Raw genomic sequence first — 17,016 nt, forward strand, 5'->3', positions numbered from 1 at the left:
GGACCTTTTAGCGGCTGTCGCGCCATCGTTTCGCACCAGCGCTCGTTAACCGGTTGAAGGCCGGCAATCAGGTCAAATATCAACGATCAGGTATAAGCCCGGCCGGTCAAAAGGTCCCCTCAGACCAGCAGAACGGGCATCTACATGCGATGGCAAACACGACCATTCCTGGTGGCGGCAACTCTTGTGCTCGCCACCACGCTGCTTTTCGTACGTCAATGGCAGCCCTCGGCCCAGGCCGAGACCGGATCCGTAGCGGCGCGCTCGCCGGTCACCGTGTCGTTCACCTACGACGACGGGTCGAGCGACCAGCTCGACGCGGCCGAGATCATGTCCCGCTATGGCTTCAAGGGCACCTTCTACCTCAACTCCAGCCTGCTGGGTGCGTCCGGCCGGCTGAGCGTCGCCCAGGCGACCGCCCTGCAGTCGGCCGGCCACGAGATCGGCGGGCACACGGTCACCCACGCCGACCTGCCCACGCTGAGCGCGGATGAGCAGGCGCGGCAGGTCTGCAACGACCGGACGACGTTGCTCTCACACGGGCTGCAGGTGAGCAACTTCGCCTATCCGTACGGCGACGACAGCCCCGCGGTGCAACAGGTCGTCCAGAACTGCGGCTACAACTCGGCCCGGATCGTCGGCGGCATCGCCTCGTCCGGCTCCTGCTACGGCTGCCCGACGGCCGAGAAGCTGCCTCCGGTCAACCCGTACGCCATTGCGACGCCCGAGTCGATCAAGCCGGGTACCTCGCTGGAGGCCATGCAGAACCTCGTGCTGCAGGCCGAGGAGAACGGTGGCGGCTGGGTGGTTCTGGTCATGCACCGCGTCTGCGACCGCTGTGACCCCTACGCCGTCGCGCCGTCCACGCTGGACAGCTTCTCCTCCTGGCTCGCCGGGCGGGGGCCGGGTGGCACCGTGGTCAAGACTGTCGCCGACGTCATCGGCGGGCCGGTCCGAGCGGCGGTACCCGGTCCCGCGCCCCAGCCTCAGCAGGATCAGGGGGAGCTGATCCGGAACACGTCGATGGAGACCGACAGCAACGGCGACACGATCCCGGACTGCTGGCAGCGTGGCGGCTACGGCGCCAACACCGCGAGCTGGTCCAACGCTGCCGCTCCCCACACCGGCAGCAAGGCGATGCGGGTCAGCATCGACGCGTACACCGACGGCGACCGCCGCATCATCACCCAGCAGGACCTCGGCGCCTGCGCCCCGAAGGTGGTCCCCGGCCACACCTACCGGGTAGCCGGCTGGTACCGGTCGGCCGGCTCCAGCCGGCCCGTCGCCTACTACCGGGACGGCTCGAGCCGTTGGCAGTTCCTCGGCCAGGCGCCGCTGCTGACGGCCTCCTCGACGTGGCGCCAGTCGGAGTGGACCACTCCGGCGCTGCCCGCCGACGCCGGCGCGCTGTCGGTCGGCCTGTCGCTGCGCTCGTCCGGCATGCTCGAGGCCGACGACTTCAGCGTGCAGGACACCGACGCGACACCGCCGCAGGTGGCGCTGACCTCGCCGGCCGACGGCTCCCGCGCGCGGGGCACCGTGACCTTCACCGCCGTGGCGAGCGACGCCTCCGGCATCGACCACGTCGACTTCCTGGTGAACGGGGAGCAGGTCTGCCGGACCACGACCGCCCCGCACAAGTGCGCCTACGACACCACAGCCCACCCCGACAGCGTGATCGCGGTGACGGCACGGGCGACCGACACGGCCGGCAACGTCACGCTGTCGTCCGGCTTCAACTTCACCGTCTCGAACAGCGTGCCGCTGGACACGACAGCGCCCTCGGTGAGCCTGATCGCTCCCGCCGGCGGGTCGGTGGTCAACGGCACGGTCACTCTCAGCGCCGCCGCCAGCGACGACGACTCGGTGATCCGGGTGCTGTACTCCATCGACGGCGAAGTGATCGGCGCTCCGACCACCGCGCCGTACACGCTGTCGTGGAACACCACGACCCACCGGGACGGCCCGGCCCGGATCCAGGCCAAGGCGCTGGACGCCTCGGGCAACGTCGGTGAGTCGGAGGAGCGGACCGTGGAGGTCAGCAACTATCAGCTCGACTCCACACCGCCGGTCACGTCCGCTTCCTGCGGCACAGCGCCGTGCGACGGCACCTGGTTCAACACCTCGGTGACCCTGAGCCTCAGCGCCACCGACGCCGACTCGGGGGCGGACCTCATCATGGTTACCACGGACGGGTCGACGCCGACCCGGACCGACGGCACCCGGTACGTCGGCCCGCTCACGATCCCGGCGAGCACCACGGTGAAGTACCGGGCGTGGGACCGGGCCGGCAACGCCGAGGCCGTGCACACGCTGGACCTGAAGGTCGACAAGGTCGCACCCACGGCGAGGGTGAGCGCGCCGGACGCCGGTGCCACCATCAGCCGCCCGCTGACCTACTACAAGACCGAGGTCACGGACGACAACGGCATCGCCCGGGTGCTGTTCTACGTGGACGACGTCTTCCTCGGCAGCCGCACCAAGACGCCGTACCAGTGGGTCTGGGACACCACCAACGTGCCCGCCGGCCCGCACAAGCTGCAGGTCGTGGCGCGTGACGTCGCCGGGAACGAGACCCGCTCGGCAGCCATCACCATCACCGCACCCTGAGCTGACCGGCGCCGGGCCCCGGGGAACCTGCCCCGGGGCCCGGCGTCCCCGCTGTGCCACGACTTCCAGAAAGACACCACATGCGTCCGACCAGAACATTGGCATCCGGAGCCGTCCTGCTGCTCACCACGCTGGCGTCGGTGGCGGGCACCGCGGGGCCCGCGTCAGCGGCCGCGTCCGCCGTACCGAATTCCTCGTTCGAGGGCGGCTGGAGCGGCGGCAAGCTCGCGTGCTGGGATCTGTCCAGCAAGCTCGGGCGGCTGACCCTCACGCGCAAATCCCATCACGGCCTCGCCGCTCACGCGCAGGGCGGTGGCCCGGCGGGAACCCAGCTGACCCTCGCCTCGGACGCCACCACGGCCTGCCGGATCGGGGTCTCCGCCGGTGACCGTTACCGCCTGCGGTTCTGGCTGCGGTCCACCGCCGGCGCCCGCCCGGTGGTCTTCGCCTATGCGCCGGGGAGCGGCTGGCGCTCCTGGTTCACCGGCGAACGGTTCGCCGCCGCGTCGCTGCGGCAGTACTCGGTGACGCTGCCGGCTGTGCCGGACGGCGTCACCGCGGTCCGGGTGGGCGTCGGGTTCGACGCCGCCGGCACGGTGGTCCTGGACGACGTGACGTTGACCGCCGGGGCCGGTCAGGTGCTGTTCCGGCCGACCTTCCCGGACGGGGACGGCCTGGTCACCAACGACTACGCGTTCTGGAGCCCGACCGATCCGCGCCGCGCCGGCTCGCGCGTGTGGGACATGACCAGCGGCTCGCTGTTCGCCCACGACGGCAACGGCTACTCGGGGGTGCCCGACGACAAGCCGACCGACGCCCGATCGCGAACCAGCACCCGGTCGGCCATCTTCCGGCTCACCACCCACGACTTCTCCTTCGGCGACGTCTCGGTGCGGACGACGCTGAAGGTCCGCCGGCTGTCGTCGACCCGCAGCACTCCCGCGGTGGAGTGGGACGGCGTCCACCTGTTCCTGCGCTACAAGAGCCAGTACCGGCTGTACTACGCCAGCGTCGCCCGCCGGGACGGCACGGTGGTGATCAAGAAGAAGTGCCCGGGCGGGCGGTCCAACGACGGCACGTACTACGAGCTCACCCGGGAGAAGCCGGGCTATCCGATCCGTTTCGGTACCTGGCAGCCCGTCGGCGCGACCGTCAGCGACAATTCCGACGGTAGCGTGGAGCTCACCGTGAGCATCGACGGCCGGCTCGCGGCGAAGGCCACCGACCGGGGCGTGGGCTGCGGACCGATCACCGGGACCGGCGCGGTGGGTATCCGCGCCGACAACGCCGAGTTCGAATTCGCCCGTTACCGGGTCTCCTCCCTCGACTGACCCCCACACGACAGCGGGCCCGGCGCTGCCGGGCCCGCTGTCGTGGCGTATCGCGCGGCCCGCTACAGGATCGCGCGGTTGTCGAACTCCCGGAGCCGGTACGTCGCGTCCAGCACCGCCGGGACCCGGCTCAGCCACGACACGTCGGCGCCCGGGTGGAGCGTGTGGGCGAGGACCAGCTCCCACTCCATGGTCTCCGGCTGCTCGGTGCGGCGCAGTTCCCCGTCCGACGTGACCAGCGACGGGATGAAGTCGTCGGCGTACGACACCTCGGCGCCGGCCGCCCGCAGCCGATCGATGATCTCCAGGGCCGGCGACTCCCGGACGTCCGCGATGCCCGGCTTGTAGGCCACCCCGAGGATCAGGATCCGCGCACCCCGCAGCGCCCGGCCCCGGTCGGCCAAGATCTCCAGGGCGCGCTGCACCACCTTGCCCGGCCGGCCGGCGACCAGTTGCATGGTCGCCTCGATCAGCGGCGCGGACACGCGGTCGGCGCGCAGCTGCCAGAGCAGGTAGTGCGGGTCGCAGGGAATGCAGTGCCCGCCGACCCCCGGGCCGGGGTAGAACGCCATGAACCCGTACGGCTTGGTGGCCGCCGCGTCGATGACCTCGGTGACGTCGAGGCCGAGCCCGCGGCTGATGTCGGCGAACTCGTTGGCCAGCGAGATGTTGACCGCCCGGAAGGTGTTCTCGTACAGCTTGGTCAGCTCGGCGGTCTCGACGCTGCTGACCGGGTACACGAAGCTGGCGCAGTCCTCGAGCACCCGGCGGGTACGCCGCACGCACTCGTCGGTCACGCCGCCCACCACCCGGGGAACCTGCCGCTGGACGTGCTTGTCGTTGCCCGGGTCGATCCGTTCCGGGGCGAACGCCACGAAGACGTCGCTGCCGACGACCAGGCCGCGCCGGCGCAGCGGCTCGACCAGCATGTCCCGGGTGCAGCCGACGTAGGTGGTCGACGTCAGCACCAGCGTCTGGCCCGGCACGGCCTGGGCCACCACGGTGCGGCAGGCCGCCGCCAGCGGCGACAGGTCGGGCAGCAGGTGGTGGTCGATTGGGGTCGGCACGCAGATCAGCACGGTGTCCGCCTCGGCCAGCCGGGACGCGTCGGCCACGAGGTCGAACCGGCCCTCGTCGCCGATCGCCTCCGCGAGGCGGTTGTGGTCGGACGGCAGCAGATCCACCCGGCCGGTGCGGATGTCGCCCAGGCGCGCGTCGCTGACGTCGAGACCGAGCACCTCGTGCCCGGCCGAGTGCAGGGCCAGGGCGGTCGGGAGCCCGACGTAGCCCAGGCCGACGACCGCGGTCCGGTAACGGAACGCCGGCGCCGACTGGCGGTCGGCCTTCTCGGTGCGCTGGCCGACATTCTGAAGCTGATTTCCGGTCGCCATGGAACTGTCGCGCCGGCGGCGAGCCTTGTCTGCGGTGAGCATATCTGGAGAACGAATAACAAGATCTACGGTCGCCTGGACGTACAGCGCGACTCAGTTATCCGAATGGCCGATGACCGTGCCGGCCGGCGTGCCCGCGGAACGCACCTGGAAGTCGGCGAACTGGAAATCGCAATTGTCGGCGCGCAGGCCGACGGCTCCGGCGGTCAGATTGGGTGGCGCCGCCCCGCCCCGGTCGACCACCCGCAGCAGGGTCCGGTCGGCGTTGCCGATGGATATCGACACGGTACGACCGGCGGTGTTCTCGATCGCGATCCGGAAGGTCTGCCAGGCGCCGTACGGCACGGGATAGGCCGTTTCACCGAGCGTGGCGTACGTGCCGCCGTTGACCGTGCCGCCGGGGGTCTTCCGCTTGACCACGATCCGCTCGTCCCGGCGGTTGAGCGACACCACGTACAGGTCCTCCGGGCTGTGCCAGCGCAGGAAGACGTGGATGCCGTCGGTGGAGGAGGGCGCCATCCGGCCCCGCGAGGTCAGCCCCAGGTTCCTCACCCGCAGCACGACGAAGGCGTCGAGGAAGGAGTGGCGCTTGGTCGTGGCCCGGAAGACACTCGACCCGGTCCCGTTGGCCGAGCGGATGTCCGGCCTGGCCGCGTCCGGCGGCCCGGTCCACCCCGTACCGTCCCGCAGGAAGAGCGACCCGCTGGTCACGTCCCATTCGGGCGATCGGACCGTGCGCGGGTCGCCCGGATTCCAGTGCGCGTATTCGTTCGCTATCAGGCGGTCCGGTCCACTCAGATCGGGGCGGTACACCTGGGTACGGTCGGCCGCCCCGGACTGCAGGCACAGCAGTGTGATCCCGGTCAGGGCGAACGCCTGGGAGGTTCGCCTCAGCGCATTCATGACAGGGTGGCGGTGCAGTAACCGCGGCTGCGGATCCCCTGGATGATCGCCGGGAGGGCGTTCAGCGTGTTGGCGGGGTCCTGGATCCCGTCGTGGAGCAGGACCACCGCGCCGGGGTGCAGCCGGGCGAGGACGGCGTCGGTGATGTCCGCGGAGCGCCGGCCCCGCCAGTCGTTGGTGTCGATGTCCCACTGGGCCAGCTTGAGCCCGTGCCGCGCGGCCGCCTCGCGGACCTCGTCGTCCTGATCGTTGAACGGCGCCCTGAGCATGGTCGGTGTCGGGGCGCCGGCGGTCCGCAGCGCCTGCTGGGTCCGGGCGATCTGCGCGTCGATCTCCGCCGGCGTCAGGTCGCCGAGATGCGGATGGTCCCAGGTGTGGTTCTCGACGAGGTGCCCGTCGCGGACCGCGGTCCGGACCAGCTGCGGGCGCCGGCTCACCTTGGAGCCGAGCACGAAGAAGGTGGCCTTGGCCCCGTACGCGTTCAGCACGTCGAGGATGGGCTGGGTGTAGACGTCCGGCCCGTCGTCGAAGGTCAGGGCGACCTCGCCCGCGACACACGGGTTGTGCTTGGATGCCGACCGCAGCAGGGCCGGGTCGAGCGACACCGCCTGCGGCTTCGGCGGGGGCTTGCTGCCGAGCTCCGGGAACGACACGTGGACCACCACGGCCGCGGCCAGCGCGACGAGCACGACCAGCCCTTCGAACGCGGTGCGGGACAGCGAGGTTCGGTTGCTGCCAGAGGCTCTCTGCATGCTTGATCCCTCCCGGATCGGGCCGGAGCGTCAGGGGGCGGAGCGGTTGGCCAACGTCGGGTGCTCGAACGTCACCGCGCCGGAGCCGATCCGCGCCAGGGTGACGCCGCCCTCGTGAAGGCGCCGGTCGAAGGTCACCGTCGCGGCGGGGCGGCCGTCGACCCGTACGGTCAGCGCGTCTGCACGCACCTCGAGGCGCAGCGTCCGTTTCGTGGCGCTGGGCAGCGGGAAGGTGTGCAGAACCTTGATCGGGTCGGAGTGGACACGCTGCCGGACGACCATCCGGGTCACCCCGACCGACACCTCGACCCGTCCGTAGTGGCCCGCGCCCTCGCCGTCGCGGACACCGATCACCGCGGTGGTCCTGGGCGAGAGTCCCGCGACCTTCAGGTCGAGGACATAGTTGAGCCAGCGGCTGGTGTTCACCCCGTGCACCGCGCAGGTTCCGTAGCTGCCGGTCCGCGACTTCACCGTCACCGACTCGGGACGGGTGAGGCACTCGGCGTCCTGGCCGGTCCACCGCAGCCGGGTGAGGTCGGACGGCATCGCCGTCGGCATCGACTCCTTGAGGATCTTCAGCAGGTCCGCGACGGACGTGGTGCGGCGGATGCCGATGCGCGGGAGCAGCCACCGCGGCGAGGAGTCCGTCACGGCGTCGACGTGTCCGGTCGGCACGTTCTCGCCGACGAAGGCGATGTCGAAGCCGCCCCGTTCCAGCAGTCCGGGGAGCTCGGTGGCGATCGTGGGGATGTTGCTGCCGTGCCCGGCGTCCCCGAACGGGTAGCTGAACGCCACCGCCGGATCCCCGGTCATCTCCTGCAGACGCCGCTGGCTGCGGGCCAGCTCGCCGGCCACCCGGGAACGCCACTGCTCGGTGGTCTCGTCGCCGCGGTCGGTACGCAGGCGGTTGGTCAGCGGCGCCCCGACGTCACCGGGAATCGGCGCCAGCTTCTCCATGGCCGCGCTGTGCGAGCCGAACTCCCACCGGCCCGTCTCCTTCAGCTGCCGCACCTGGCGGGTGGACAGGAAGTACGACGGGGTGCCCGGGTCGACCAGCGAGTCCGTGGTCAGGAAGGCCACCGCGGTGAAGTGGTGCCGTTCGAGGACCGGATCGACGGTGGTCCACGTGGTCAGCGAGCCGTCGTCGAAGGTCAGCAGCAGCGGGCGGGCCGGCAGTCGCACCGGCTTGTGCCGGACCAGGTCCCGGACGGTCGTGAGCGGCACCGTCTGGTAGCCGAGCGCGGCCAGGGTGGCCATCTGCTCGCCGAAGGCCCGCCGGGTCAGGGTCTTGGACGACGGGTTCCGGTCGGAGATGTCGTGGTACGTCAGGACCGTGATCGCACCGGGGTAGGCCGGTACCGCTCCCGTCGTGGCCGCCGCGGCCACCGGCAGCGGAGCGATCCTGGGCGGGTCGAACGGCTTGCTGAGATCGATCCAGGTCATCACCGCGACGCCGAACGCGCACACGGCGACCAGGGCCGTCAGCGTGCGCAGCAGGGCGGCGCCGGCCCGGGCCGCGGCGCCGGGACGCTGCGGGCGGCTCACGCGGCCAGACACGGCTGAGCCATGGTCCGGTCGGCGGCTTCGCTCCGCGGGGCCGGCGGCGACTGGCCGGTGCCCGCGTCGTCCCGTGTTCCCCACTTGCCGTCCCGGATCCGGGCGAGCGCCCACAGCAGCTGCGGCGAGAACGCGATGTAGAAGAACGTGCCGAGGAACGCGTAGATCCACATGCCGTCGTTGCGGAGCATCCGGTACACCAGCGCGTAGGCGCACGACACCAGGAAGAGGCCGACGAAGTAGACCGCGGGGAACCGCCCGTGGGTCAGCGGCTGCGCGAGGCTGTAGAGGATGACGAGGGGACTCATCAGGCCGGCGACCGTCTGCACGGCCACCGACGGCAAGGCCCTGAGGCGCGAGCGCCAGATGTGCGCCAGCAGCAGCGGCCCTTCCCGGCTCCACGACTTCTTCCAGCGCAGCTGCTGCCGGAAGAACTTCCGGTAGTCGTCCGGCGCGTCCGTCCACGCCTCGGCCCGGGAGTCGTACCGGGTGGTCCAGCCGGCCTTGATCACCCGGTTGGTCAGCGCCCGGTCGTCGCCGTAGGTGCACTCGACGCCGAGGAAGCGCTGGTGCTCCCACTCGTCGAGCAGGTCGACGACCGCGGACCGGCGGTACGCCGCGAAGCATCCCGAGCAGCACGTGACCGCGCCCAGCACCGACTCGGCGCTCTTCAGCAGTTGGAACGAAACGTAGTAGCGCGTCGCCTGCATCCGGGTGAGGCTGTTCGTGTCGGCGTTGCGGACATAGGTCAGGCCCGAAATGGCGCCCACCTTCTCGTCGGCGAAACCCTGTACCAGCTTGGTGATGGCGTCCTGCGCCGGCATGGAATCGGAATCGACGAAGACGAGAATCTCCGAACTGGTGGCGCGGATGCCGGCGGCCATCGCCGCGCGCTTGCCCATGTTCCGGCCCAGATCGATACATCGCACCGCGCCGGGCGGGTACTGCGCCGCCGCCTCCTGCATCCGCTCCCACGTGTCGTCGGACGACCCGTCGTTGATCACGACGATCTCGATTTTGTCGCGCGGGTAGTCGAGGGCCAGGCAGGAGTGGATGGTGCGGCTCACCGCCTCGCTCTCGTTGTACGCCGGCACGATGATCGCCACGGTCGGCTCGATGCCGCGGTCGGCCGGGGGCCGGTAGAACGCGGCCAGCCCGAACCGGCTCAGCACGTAACTGCTGATGAGGATCGTGTAGCCGGCCATGATCAGGTTGCCGCGGATGAACAGGATCTTCACCCCGACGTGCCAGGCGATCAGGCCGCAGATCACGGCTACGCCCAGCAGGCTCAGCAGCTTCAGCAGGCCGCGGCTGCGATCGCCGTCCCCGTCCCCCGATCCGGCCGGCTCCGGCGGTCCCGGTTCACCGCTGTGGACACCGCCCGGAGCCCGCCGAGTATCCAGGACGAGGGTGTCGGCCTCGTCCGAGGATTCGCGCAGACGGGAAGCAGGACTGTAGAGCACAGGATTTCTCCGAGGAGTCGAGACCGGATGTCGAATGGTCGCCGGTGAGGAAATGTGGCGGCGGCAGCAAGGCCATTTCCCGAAGGGTCACGACCATTACTATCAGCTGGGGGAATCCGCCTCAAAACGGCGTCACTCGCACGAGGAATACGAGATCAGGATATGGTCCGACCAAATGGCGGTTCGCGATTCCGAGTGGAATGTTTCGACGACTGGTGCCGTCACCACCGCCGACCGAATGGGGCCGGGCGAACTGTCGGACTAATCCTTTAGCGATGAGACGAACGCAACGTCGCTCCGGCCGCAACCCGGAGCCGGAAGCGCCACCCGCGGGCGCCGGAGCGCCGGGCGGCCCGGCGGCGTGCGGGGGTGAGCATGCGAAGAGGCCGTGAGCAGCAGCTCACGGCCTCTTCGGTCGTGCGGAGACTCCGGGATTCGAACCCGGGAGGGGCTATAAAACCCCAACCGCATTAGCAGTGCGGCGCCATAGACCGGACTAGGCGAAGTCTCCCCCGGCGGCTCGCAGGCCACCGACGGTTGAGGATACCGGACCGCCCCGGGGCCCGGCAAAGAGGTCGCCCCCCGGCCACGCCGATCATGGAAATCGGCGGCCGCGCCGCCTTCCCACAGGTGAAACCGCCGGAGCGCGACTAGGCTGCCTCGGCATGGAGGAGAACGAGCCGAAGCAGCGCCGTCCGCGGACGTCGAACCCCGCGTTCAGCACGCCTGACCAGCCCACTCCCCAGGCCAAACCCGCGAAGGCGCCGCCGGCGGTGACCTTCCGGCCACCGGCGGGCGACAAAACCTCTTCCGGTACGGGCGCAGAGTCCCCGGAAGCAACACCGTCGCCCCGCCCCCGGCGAAACCCGGCGAAGTCCGCACCGCGCGGCGCCGCCCAGCCTTCGCCCGCCCAGCCTTCGCCCGCCCAGCCTTCGCCCGCCCAGCCTTCGGCCCCCCAGCCCTCGGCCGCACCGCCGCCCGCCGCGGAGGCACCCGGCAGCCGGACTGCACCGGCGAAGCGCCAGCCGCGCAAGGCCGCACCCCCGACCAAGGCCACCCCGGCCGATGTGGCGCCGGCGAAGACGACCCGCCCCGGCACCCGCCGGCCGTCCCAGCCGGCCCAGGCAGCCGAGCCCGCCCAGCCCGCCACCGCCCCGGCAGCGCGGCAGACCGAACCGGCCAAGCCGGCGGCCCAGCCCGGGTCCAGCCCCGCGAAGAAGGCAGCCCCGGTAAAGGCGCCGAGGCCGGCCAAAAAGGCAGCGGCGACCGTCAAGGCAGCAGCAGCCGAGATCGCCCCGGCCGTCGTGCGGCCGGACATGAGCACCGTGCCCGACGAGCCGCCGACCACGAGCACCACACCGGCCAAGCAGCCGGCCTCCAGCACCGCATCCGACGAGCCGCCGACCACGAGCACCGCGCCTACCGACCAGCCCGCCGCGACGCCCGCTCCGCCCACATCCGGCGCGAGCTCCGCGCCCTCGGCGGAGAGCGAGTTCCTGCCCGCCGCCACCGCCGACCTGGCTGCCGGCGTACAGGAAAAGGCCCGCACCGCAACGACGTCCCCGGGGCAGCCGGGGACTGCCGTCGGGGTGACCCTTCCGCCCGCCGCCGCGGCCGTGGCGGACGCGCTGTCCGGCATCCGGACCGAGGCCTGGGCCGCGGTGATCGCCGATCCCGGCCACAGTCCCGAGCTTCTCGCGGTGGCCGCCACCCAGGCCATCGGCCCGCGCGCCAAGGAGTGGGCCGAGCGCACCCGGGCCGCCTATCCCAGCGCGACCCGCGACGCCCTGGCCCGGCTGGCCGCCGCCCAGTTCACCCGCTTCGGCAGCGTCAGCAGCGTCTTCGCCGCGGTCGCCGGTTCCTACGCGCCGATCGCCCTGCTCGGCGCGGCCGCCGTCACGCACGCCCAGCTCGCCCTGCACGTGGCCGCCGCGTACGGGCTCGACCCCACCGACCGGGAGCGCGCGGTCGACCTGTTGGTGCTGACCCGGGTGCACCCCGACCGGGCGGACGCCGAGGCCGCCCTGGCCGCGGCCGAGCAGCACAGCTACGAGCACACCGCGCTCACCGACGTCGCCTGGCGGCTGGGCCGGATGGTCGCTGTCCAGGCCGGCGGCTGGGCGGCGGTGCGGGCGGTCAGCCGTTTCCTGCCCGGCACCAGCCTGCTGGCCGCCACCCTGGCCAGCCGGGGCGCCGCCCGGGCGATGGCGGCCCGCGCCACCGTCCATTACCGCGCGCTGAGCCGGGCCGAGGTCGGCGCCCGGTGACGGCGGGGCGCGTCACAGCCAGCTGAGCCATTCCTTGGGCAGCAGCGTGTAGCCCACGAACGCGACGACGTCGAGCAGGGTGTGCGCCACGATCAGCGGCATGACCCGGCCCTTGCGCAGGAAGAACAGGGCGAACACGACGCCCATCACGGCGTTGCCGACGAACGCGCCGAAGCCCTGGTAGAGGTGGTACGAGCCGCGCAGGACCGCGCTCGCCGCCACCACGTAGCCCAGCCGCCAGCCCAGTTGGCGCAGGCGGGTGGTCAGGTAGCCGACCACGATCATCTCTTCCAGGACCGCGTTCTGCATCGCCGACAGGATCAGCACCGGCACCGCCCACCACACCGGCTGCAGGGCGGCCGGCACGATCTGCGCGTTGAGGCCGAGCTGCGCGGCCTCGTACACCAGCAGCAGGCCGGGCAGGCCGATCGCCGCCGCCAGGGCGATGCCCCAGCCGGTGTCGCCGGCGGGCCGGCGGAAGTCGACGCCGAGGGTACGGGCCGGGTCCAGCCGGTCCCGGCTCAGCAGGTAGACCGCCAGCAGCACTGGGACCAGGGCGAAGCCGATCCCGAGCAGCTGGTACGTGAGGTCGAGGTAGGGCCGCGGCGACTGGGACGGGTTCAGCGTCGCGGTCTGCTGGGACAGGGGCTTGCTGGCCGTGAGCTTGGCCACCAGGGAGACCACCGAGTAGACGGCCGACTGGCCGAGCGACAGCAGCAGGACGAGGGCGACCTCGAGGCCGAGCTGGCGGCGAGTGGCCGGGGGGCGATCAAGGGCTACCGTCACGCGACCACTCTAGAAGTGGCGGGGCCGTGCGAGCGCCCACGGTCATGCACATTCGGACCTATCGGGGCGAGCGACGCGCCGGGTGTCGGCAATTGTGCGGCGTACATCGCACTTCGCGTGCGATGCGTAACCGGCCGTTGTGCTCAGGCTGAAGGGCATGGGAGACCTCGCTCGTTTGCTCAAGGAGAGTTGGAGCCTCGTCGAGGAGCATCAGGACAAGGTTGCCGGCTACTTCTACGCGCGGATCTTCCTCTCGCACCCGGATCTGCGGGACCTGTTCCCCGTGCACATGGACATCCAGCGCTCCCGACTGCTCAACGCCATCGTGACCGCCGTCCAGACGCTGGAGGATCCGGAGAAGTTCGACGACTACCTGCGGGGGCTGGGCCGTGATCACCGCAAGTTCCACGTGGAACCGGCGCACTACGAGGTCGTCGGTGGCGCTCTGATCGAGGCGATGCGGCAGTTCGCGGGCGAGCAGTGGGGCGTCGAGTACGACCAGGCGTGGGCCGACGCGTACGCGGTGATCGCGGCCAAGATGCTCGCCGGCGCGGAGGCGGACACCAACCCGCCGTACTGGTATGCCGAGGTCGTGTCGCACGAACGCCGCGCGTCCGACATCGCCGTCTTCACGGTCCTGCCCATGCAGCCGCTGGAGTACCGCGCCGGCCAGTACCTGAGCCTGGAATGTCCGCGCTTCCAGCCCCGGCTGTGGCGGACCTATTCGCCGGCCAACGCGCCCCGGCGCGACAACACCATCGAGTTCCACGTCCGGGCGGTGGGCGCGGGCTGGGTCTCCAGCGCGCTGGTCCGCCGGCTGGAGGTGGGTGACATGATCCGGCTGGCCGCGCCGATGGGCGCGATGAACCTGGACCGCCGCTCCACCCGGGACGCCGTCTTCGTGGCCGGCGGTACCGGCCTGGCCCCGGTCAAGTCCCTGCTCGAGGAGCTGACCCGCTACAACCGGACCCGCTGGGTGCACGTCTTCTTCGGCGCCCGCACCCGCGACGACCTCTACGACCTGGCCGAGCTGAACCGGCTCGCCGCCCGCTACCCCTGGCTGTCCGTGGTGACCGCGTGCAGCGACGACCCGACCTTCCCCGGTGAACAGGGCAACATCTCCGACGTCGTGGCCCGCTACGGCCCGTGGAACGAGCACGACTTCTTCGTCTCGGGCTCCGGCCAGATGGTCAAGGCGACCATGAGGACCCTGGCCGAGCTCCAGGTCCCGTCCGTACGCATCAAGTACGACAGCTTCGGCGACTAGTAACTCCACGGCTTCCCGGCCTGGCTGTACTCCTCGACCGGCACCAGATTGGCGCCCGCGGCCATCCGGTCCACGTACAGGCGCCCCTCGAGGTGATCGATCTCGTGGCTGACCAGCCGGGCCATGGCCTGCTCGAAGGAGGTGATCACCCGGGTGCCGTCGAACCGGGCGTGCTCCACGTCGACGCGCAGCGGCCGGACCACCAGGCCGCGGTAGTCGAAGAAGGAGAGACAGCCCTCGTACTGCTCGTCGGTCTCGCTCGACTCGTCGACGACCCGCGGGTTCAGCAGGACCACCGGCTCCGCGCCGCGCTCAGGTGGGCGTACCACGGCGGCGGCAACCGCCAGGCCGATCTGCGGCGCGGCCAGCCCGACCCCCTTGCTGAAGTCGTGCAGAGCCTCGAGCCGGTCGAGGGTGGTGCGCAGGCCGGCGACCGCGTCGCGGGCGGCCTGCTCCTCCCGGGGGAGTTGGAAGTGCCGGGAGCGCTGGCGCAGCAGATCCGCGCCGCGCTGCACGATGCCGATTCCCCGCATCCGCTGGCTCGCTCTCAGCTCGTGGCCGTTGGTGCTGCGCTCCTGGCCGTTGACCCGGGGCCGGGGGACTCCTTCGTCCGGGGTGGTCGGTGCGGACTGGCCGCGGAACCGCCACTCCAGGCGGTAGCGGGCGTTGAGCAGCGGCGCGTCGGTCGACCATTCGAAGACCGCGCGGCGCGCGTCGTTGTGGCGCTCGAGGGGGGTACGCACGGGCACCTCGGCCGCCAGCGAGGTCTCGACGCCCCAGACCTGCGGCTCGAACTCGACGGGGAAGTTCAGCCGTACGGTGAGGTTGCGGGTGGGCAGGCGGACGGCCCGCTGGAACCACTGCCCCCACTTCTCCTCGCCGACGGTGTACGCGTACTCGATGCTGGTGCGCTCGCCCGGGTAGAGCGGGAACTGGCCCTGGTCGTTGGCGAAGAGCAGCCAGACCTCCTTGGCGGCGTCGCGGTCCAGCTTGAGCCGCCACTGCATCGGCTCCCGGGCCGCGCCCTCGCCGGCCACGGCGCGCAGGTCCATCTCCTCGAAGCTCAGCGGGTGCTGCCGGTGGTGGCGGTTGGAGCCCTGCGGGTCGTGCGGGTAGCGGTCGACCGCGATCTTGACCAGGTACCGGGTGACCGGCTCGACCCCGGCGTTGTAGAGGGCCCGCCGGATCACGCACCGGTACGCCCCCTCGGTGTACGTGAGCTCGGCCACTTCCTGCTCGACGATGAGGCCGGTGCCGGGCGGCATCCACTGGGCGGGCACGGGCGGGTCGCGGTGCAGCACGGGGCCGCGGGCGTGCCGCAATTCGTCGTACTCCTGGAAGCTGTGCCAGATCGCGCCGCCGGCGGCCAGCACCGCCTCCGCGCGGCGGGCGAAGTCCTCGGTCGGCTTGTGCCGGCGGCCCTCGACGTGGCTCACGTACGACGGATCGAACCCCATGCGCGCGGCGAGTTGCTTCTTCGTCATCCCGCGTTCGACCCGCCATTGCGCCAGCGCCGAAACGAAGCGGTCGGCAGCCCTCTCGACAGGCGAGGTGGTCATCACGGATGTCCCCTTTGCGACAGGAATTTCAGTGTCCATGTCTTCCGGTGTCCGCATGGGGCTAGTAGCGCGTTGCCGACAGATACCTTGACGAAACCGGCAACGGCGCAACGCTCGGTTAGGTCACCCTTGCTGGGGGTATTTACCCTCAGGAACACCTGTCCGGGGCCGGGTATGGGAGGGTTTTGCTGGCGTGGTTAGGTTAGCCTTAACAAGGTATGGTGGGCAGTCCTGACCGGCGAAGCGTGGCGAGGTGACAGTGGTGATCCAGCGGACGAAGCCGCGTTGCCGGCGCCTGAGCGGCACCCGAGGGTGACCACCGCGCTGGATCGTGTCCTCGCCGATCACTCCGCCTACGCCGCGCAGCCCCTCGCGCCGGTGACCGCGACACTGCGGGCCATGTTCGGCACCAGCACCGAGCTGCCCGGCCTGGCGCCGGACCTCACGGTCCAGGACCCGACCGGCTGGCTGCCGGCCGCCGACCTGACCGGCGCGAGCCTGGACACCCTGCTGAACTCCTCCCGCGAACGCTGGCAGGCCCAGCCGCACGCCGCCGCCGCGCTGGCCTGGAAGGCCTACACGTACTGGCTGGCGCTGCCGGCCGTGCTGGGCTGGGCCTCGGCGCGCCGGGTGCCGCTGCTCACCGGCACCGACGTGCTGATGCACTTCAACGACCCGCGGCCGCTGGTGACGCTGGGCCTGCACCGGGACATCACGGTGGCGGTGCTGCCGTCCGACCCGCTCGCGGTCAGCGGCCTCGCCCAGGTCAAGGTCGTGGCCGACGAGACGGCGCTGCTCGAGGAGCTGCGCCGGTCGCTGCTGGACGAGCACCTGACGCCGCTGCTGGACGCGATCCACGCCAAGGTCCGGCTGGGCCAGCGGACGCTGCTGGGCTCGCTGTCGTCCGGGGTGGCCTACGCGGTGCTCCGCTCGGCCGACGTGCTGCCGGGCTCGTCGGCGGAGACGATCGCGACGCTGCTCGGCACGCTGGGCGTCGAGGACCTGATCGAGCTGGTCCCGGACCGCACCGGACGGCTGGACGTGCAGCGCAAGACCTGCTGCCTCGCCTTCACCCTGCCCAAGCCGAAGGTCTGCGTCGGCTGCTGCATCAAGTAGCCCGGCGGTACGGC

General features: G+C 71.2%; 13 protein-coding genes and 1 tRNA gene. 5 read left to right on the forward strand and 9 right to left on the reverse strand.

Annotated features, from left to right (window positions below; all coding sequences use genetic code 11):
• Positions 1–171: 171 nt before the first annotated feature.
• Positions 172–2,610, forward strand: coding sequence for an Ig-like domain-containing protein (locus Ani05nite_RS15675; protein WP_203769011.1), 2,439 nt, complete (start codon positions 172–174; stop codon positions 2,608–2,610).
• An 80-nt stretch (positions 2,611–2,690) separates the two neighbouring features.
• Positions 2,691–3,941 carry a hypothetical protein gene (locus Ani05nite_RS15680; RefSeq protein ID WP_203769013.1) on the forward strand — a complete coding sequence of 417 codons (1,251 nt, stop codon included), beginning with the start codon at positions 2,691–2,693 and terminating at the stop codon, positions 3,939–3,941.
• Positions 3,942–4,003: 62 nt separating this feature from the next.
• On the opposite strand, the gene Ani05nite_RS15685 is transcribed toward Ani05nite_RS15680, so the two are convergent.
• The 7 genes from Ani05nite_RS15685 to Ani05nite_RS15715 all read right to left on the reverse strand — a co-directional run bounded on the left by Ani05nite_RS15685 (position 4,004) and on the right by Ani05nite_RS15715 (position 11,517).
• Positions 4,004–5,332 (reverse strand): nucleotide sugar dehydrogenase, encoded by a 1,329-nt coding sequence (locus Ani05nite_RS15685; protein WP_203769015.1) that lies wholly within the window; start codon positions 5,330–5,332, stop codon positions 4,004–4,006.
• Positions 5,333–5,425: 93 nt separating this feature from the next.
• Entirely contained in the window at positions 5,426–6,235 is an 810-nt protein-coding gene (locus Ani05nite_RS15690) for a hypothetical protein (RefSeq protein ID WP_203769017.1), read from the reverse strand.
• Positions 6,232–6,987, reverse strand: coding sequence for a polysaccharide deacetylase family protein (locus Ani05nite_RS15695; RefSeq protein WP_203769019.1), 756 nt, complete (start codon positions 6,985–6,987; stop codon positions 6,232–6,234). The genes Ani05nite_RS15690 and Ani05nite_RS15695 overlap by 4 nt, the downstream gene beginning before the upstream one ends.
• A gap of 30 nt (positions 6,988–7,017) precedes the next feature.
• Entirely contained in the window at positions 7,018–8,544 is a 1,527-nt protein-coding gene (locus tag Ani05nite_RS15700; RefSeq protein ID WP_203769021.1) for a polysaccharide deacetylase family protein, read from the reverse strand.
• On the reverse strand, positions 8,529–10,007 hold the full coding sequence (locus Ani05nite_RS15705) for a glycosyltransferase family 2 protein (protein ID WP_203769023.1): 1,479 nt from the start codon (positions 10,005–10,007) through the stop codon (positions 8,529–8,531). Before Ani05nite_RS15705 ends, Ani05nite_RS15700 begins: the two co-directional genes overlap by 16 nt.
• Before the next feature lie 420 nt (positions 10,008–10,427).
• Positions 10,428–10,518 (reverse strand) — tRNA-Ser (locus tag Ani05nite_RS15710).
• An 84-nt stretch (positions 10,519–10,602) separates the two neighbouring features.
• The gene (locus tag Ani05nite_RS15715) at positions 10,603–11,517 is read right to left on the reverse strand and encodes a hypothetical protein (protein ID WP_203769025.1); all 915 of its coding nucleotides are present in this window, start codon (positions 11,515–11,517) and stop codon (positions 10,603–10,605) included.
• Positions 11,518–11,596: 79 nt separating this feature from the next.
• Here Ani05nite_RS15715 and Ani05nite_RS15720 point away from each other — a divergent pair, with 79 nt between their 5' ends.
• A complete protein-coding gene (locus tag Ani05nite_RS15720) occupies positions 11,597–12,274 on the forward strand; it encodes a hypothetical protein (RefSeq protein ID WP_203769027.1) in 678 nt (225 codons plus the stop codon).
• Between the two features lie 12 nt (positions 12,275–12,286).
• On the opposite strand, the gene Ani05nite_RS15725 is transcribed toward Ani05nite_RS15720, so the two are convergent.
• Positions 12,287–13,060, reverse strand: coding sequence for a CPBP family intramembrane glutamic endopeptidase (locus tag Ani05nite_RS15725; protein ID WP_203769029.1), 774 nt, complete (start codon positions 13,058–13,060; stop codon positions 12,287–12,289).
• A gap of 157 nt (positions 13,061–13,217) precedes the next feature.
• On the opposite strand from Ani05nite_RS15725, the gene Ani05nite_RS15730 reads away from it, so the two are divergent.
• Complete coding sequence (locus tag Ani05nite_RS15730) at positions 13,218–14,327, forward strand: globin domain-containing protein (RefSeq protein WP_203769031.1); 1,110 nt, start codon at positions 13,218–13,220, stop codon at positions 14,325–14,327.
• On the opposite strand, the gene Ani05nite_RS15735 is transcribed toward Ani05nite_RS15730, so the two are convergent.
• Entirely contained in the window at positions 14,324–15,886 is a 1,563-nt protein-coding gene (locus tag Ani05nite_RS15735) for a peptide deformylase (protein WP_203769033.1), read from the reverse strand. The genes Ani05nite_RS15730 and Ani05nite_RS15735 overlap by 4 nt on opposite strands.
• 399 nt (positions 15,887–16,285) lie before the next feature.
• Between Ani05nite_RS15735 and Ani05nite_RS15740 the strand changes: the two genes are divergently transcribed.
• Positions 16,286–17,002 carry a hypothetical protein gene (locus Ani05nite_RS15740; RefSeq protein WP_203769157.1) on the forward strand — a complete coding sequence of 239 codons (717 nt, stop codon included), beginning with the start codon at positions 16,286–16,288 and terminating at the stop codon, positions 17,000–17,002.
• Positions 17,003–17,016 lie beyond the last annotated feature (14 nt).

The organism is Actinoplanes nipponensis (assembly GCF_016862275.1).
Lineage (GTDB): Bacteria > Actinomycetota > Actinomycetes > Mycobacteriales > Micromonosporaceae > Actinoplanes > Actinoplanes nipponensis.

Coding starts and splice junctions, on each gene's coding strand:
- Ani05nite_RS15680 (WP_203769013.1), top strand. CDS start 2,691: ATGCGTCCGACCAGAACATTGGCATCCGGAGCCGTCCTGCTGCTCACC.
- Ani05nite_RS15685 (WP_203769015.1), bottom strand. CDS start 5,332: ATGGCGACCGGAAATCAGCTTCAGAATGTCGGCCAGCGCACCGAGAAG.
- Ani05nite_RS15690 (WP_203769017.1), bottom strand. CDS start 6,235: ATGAATGCGCTGAGGCGAACCTCCCAGGCGTTCGCCCTGACCGGGATC.
- Ani05nite_RS15695 (WP_203769019.1), bottom strand. CDS start 6,987: ATGCAGAGAGCCTCTGGCAGCAACCGAACCTCGCTGTCCCGCACCGCG.
- Ani05nite_RS15730 (WP_203769031.1), top strand. CDS start 13,218: ATGGGAGACCTCGCTCGTTTGCTCAAGGAGAGTTGGAGCCTCGTCGAG.
- Ani05nite_RS15735 (WP_203769033.1), bottom strand. CDS start 15,886: ATGACCACCTCGCCTGTCGAGAGGGCTGCCGACCGCTTCGTTTCGGCG.
- Ani05nite_RS15740 (WP_203769157.1), top strand. CDS start 16,286: ATGTTCGGCACCAGCACCGAGCTGCCCGGCCTGGCGCCGGACCTCACG.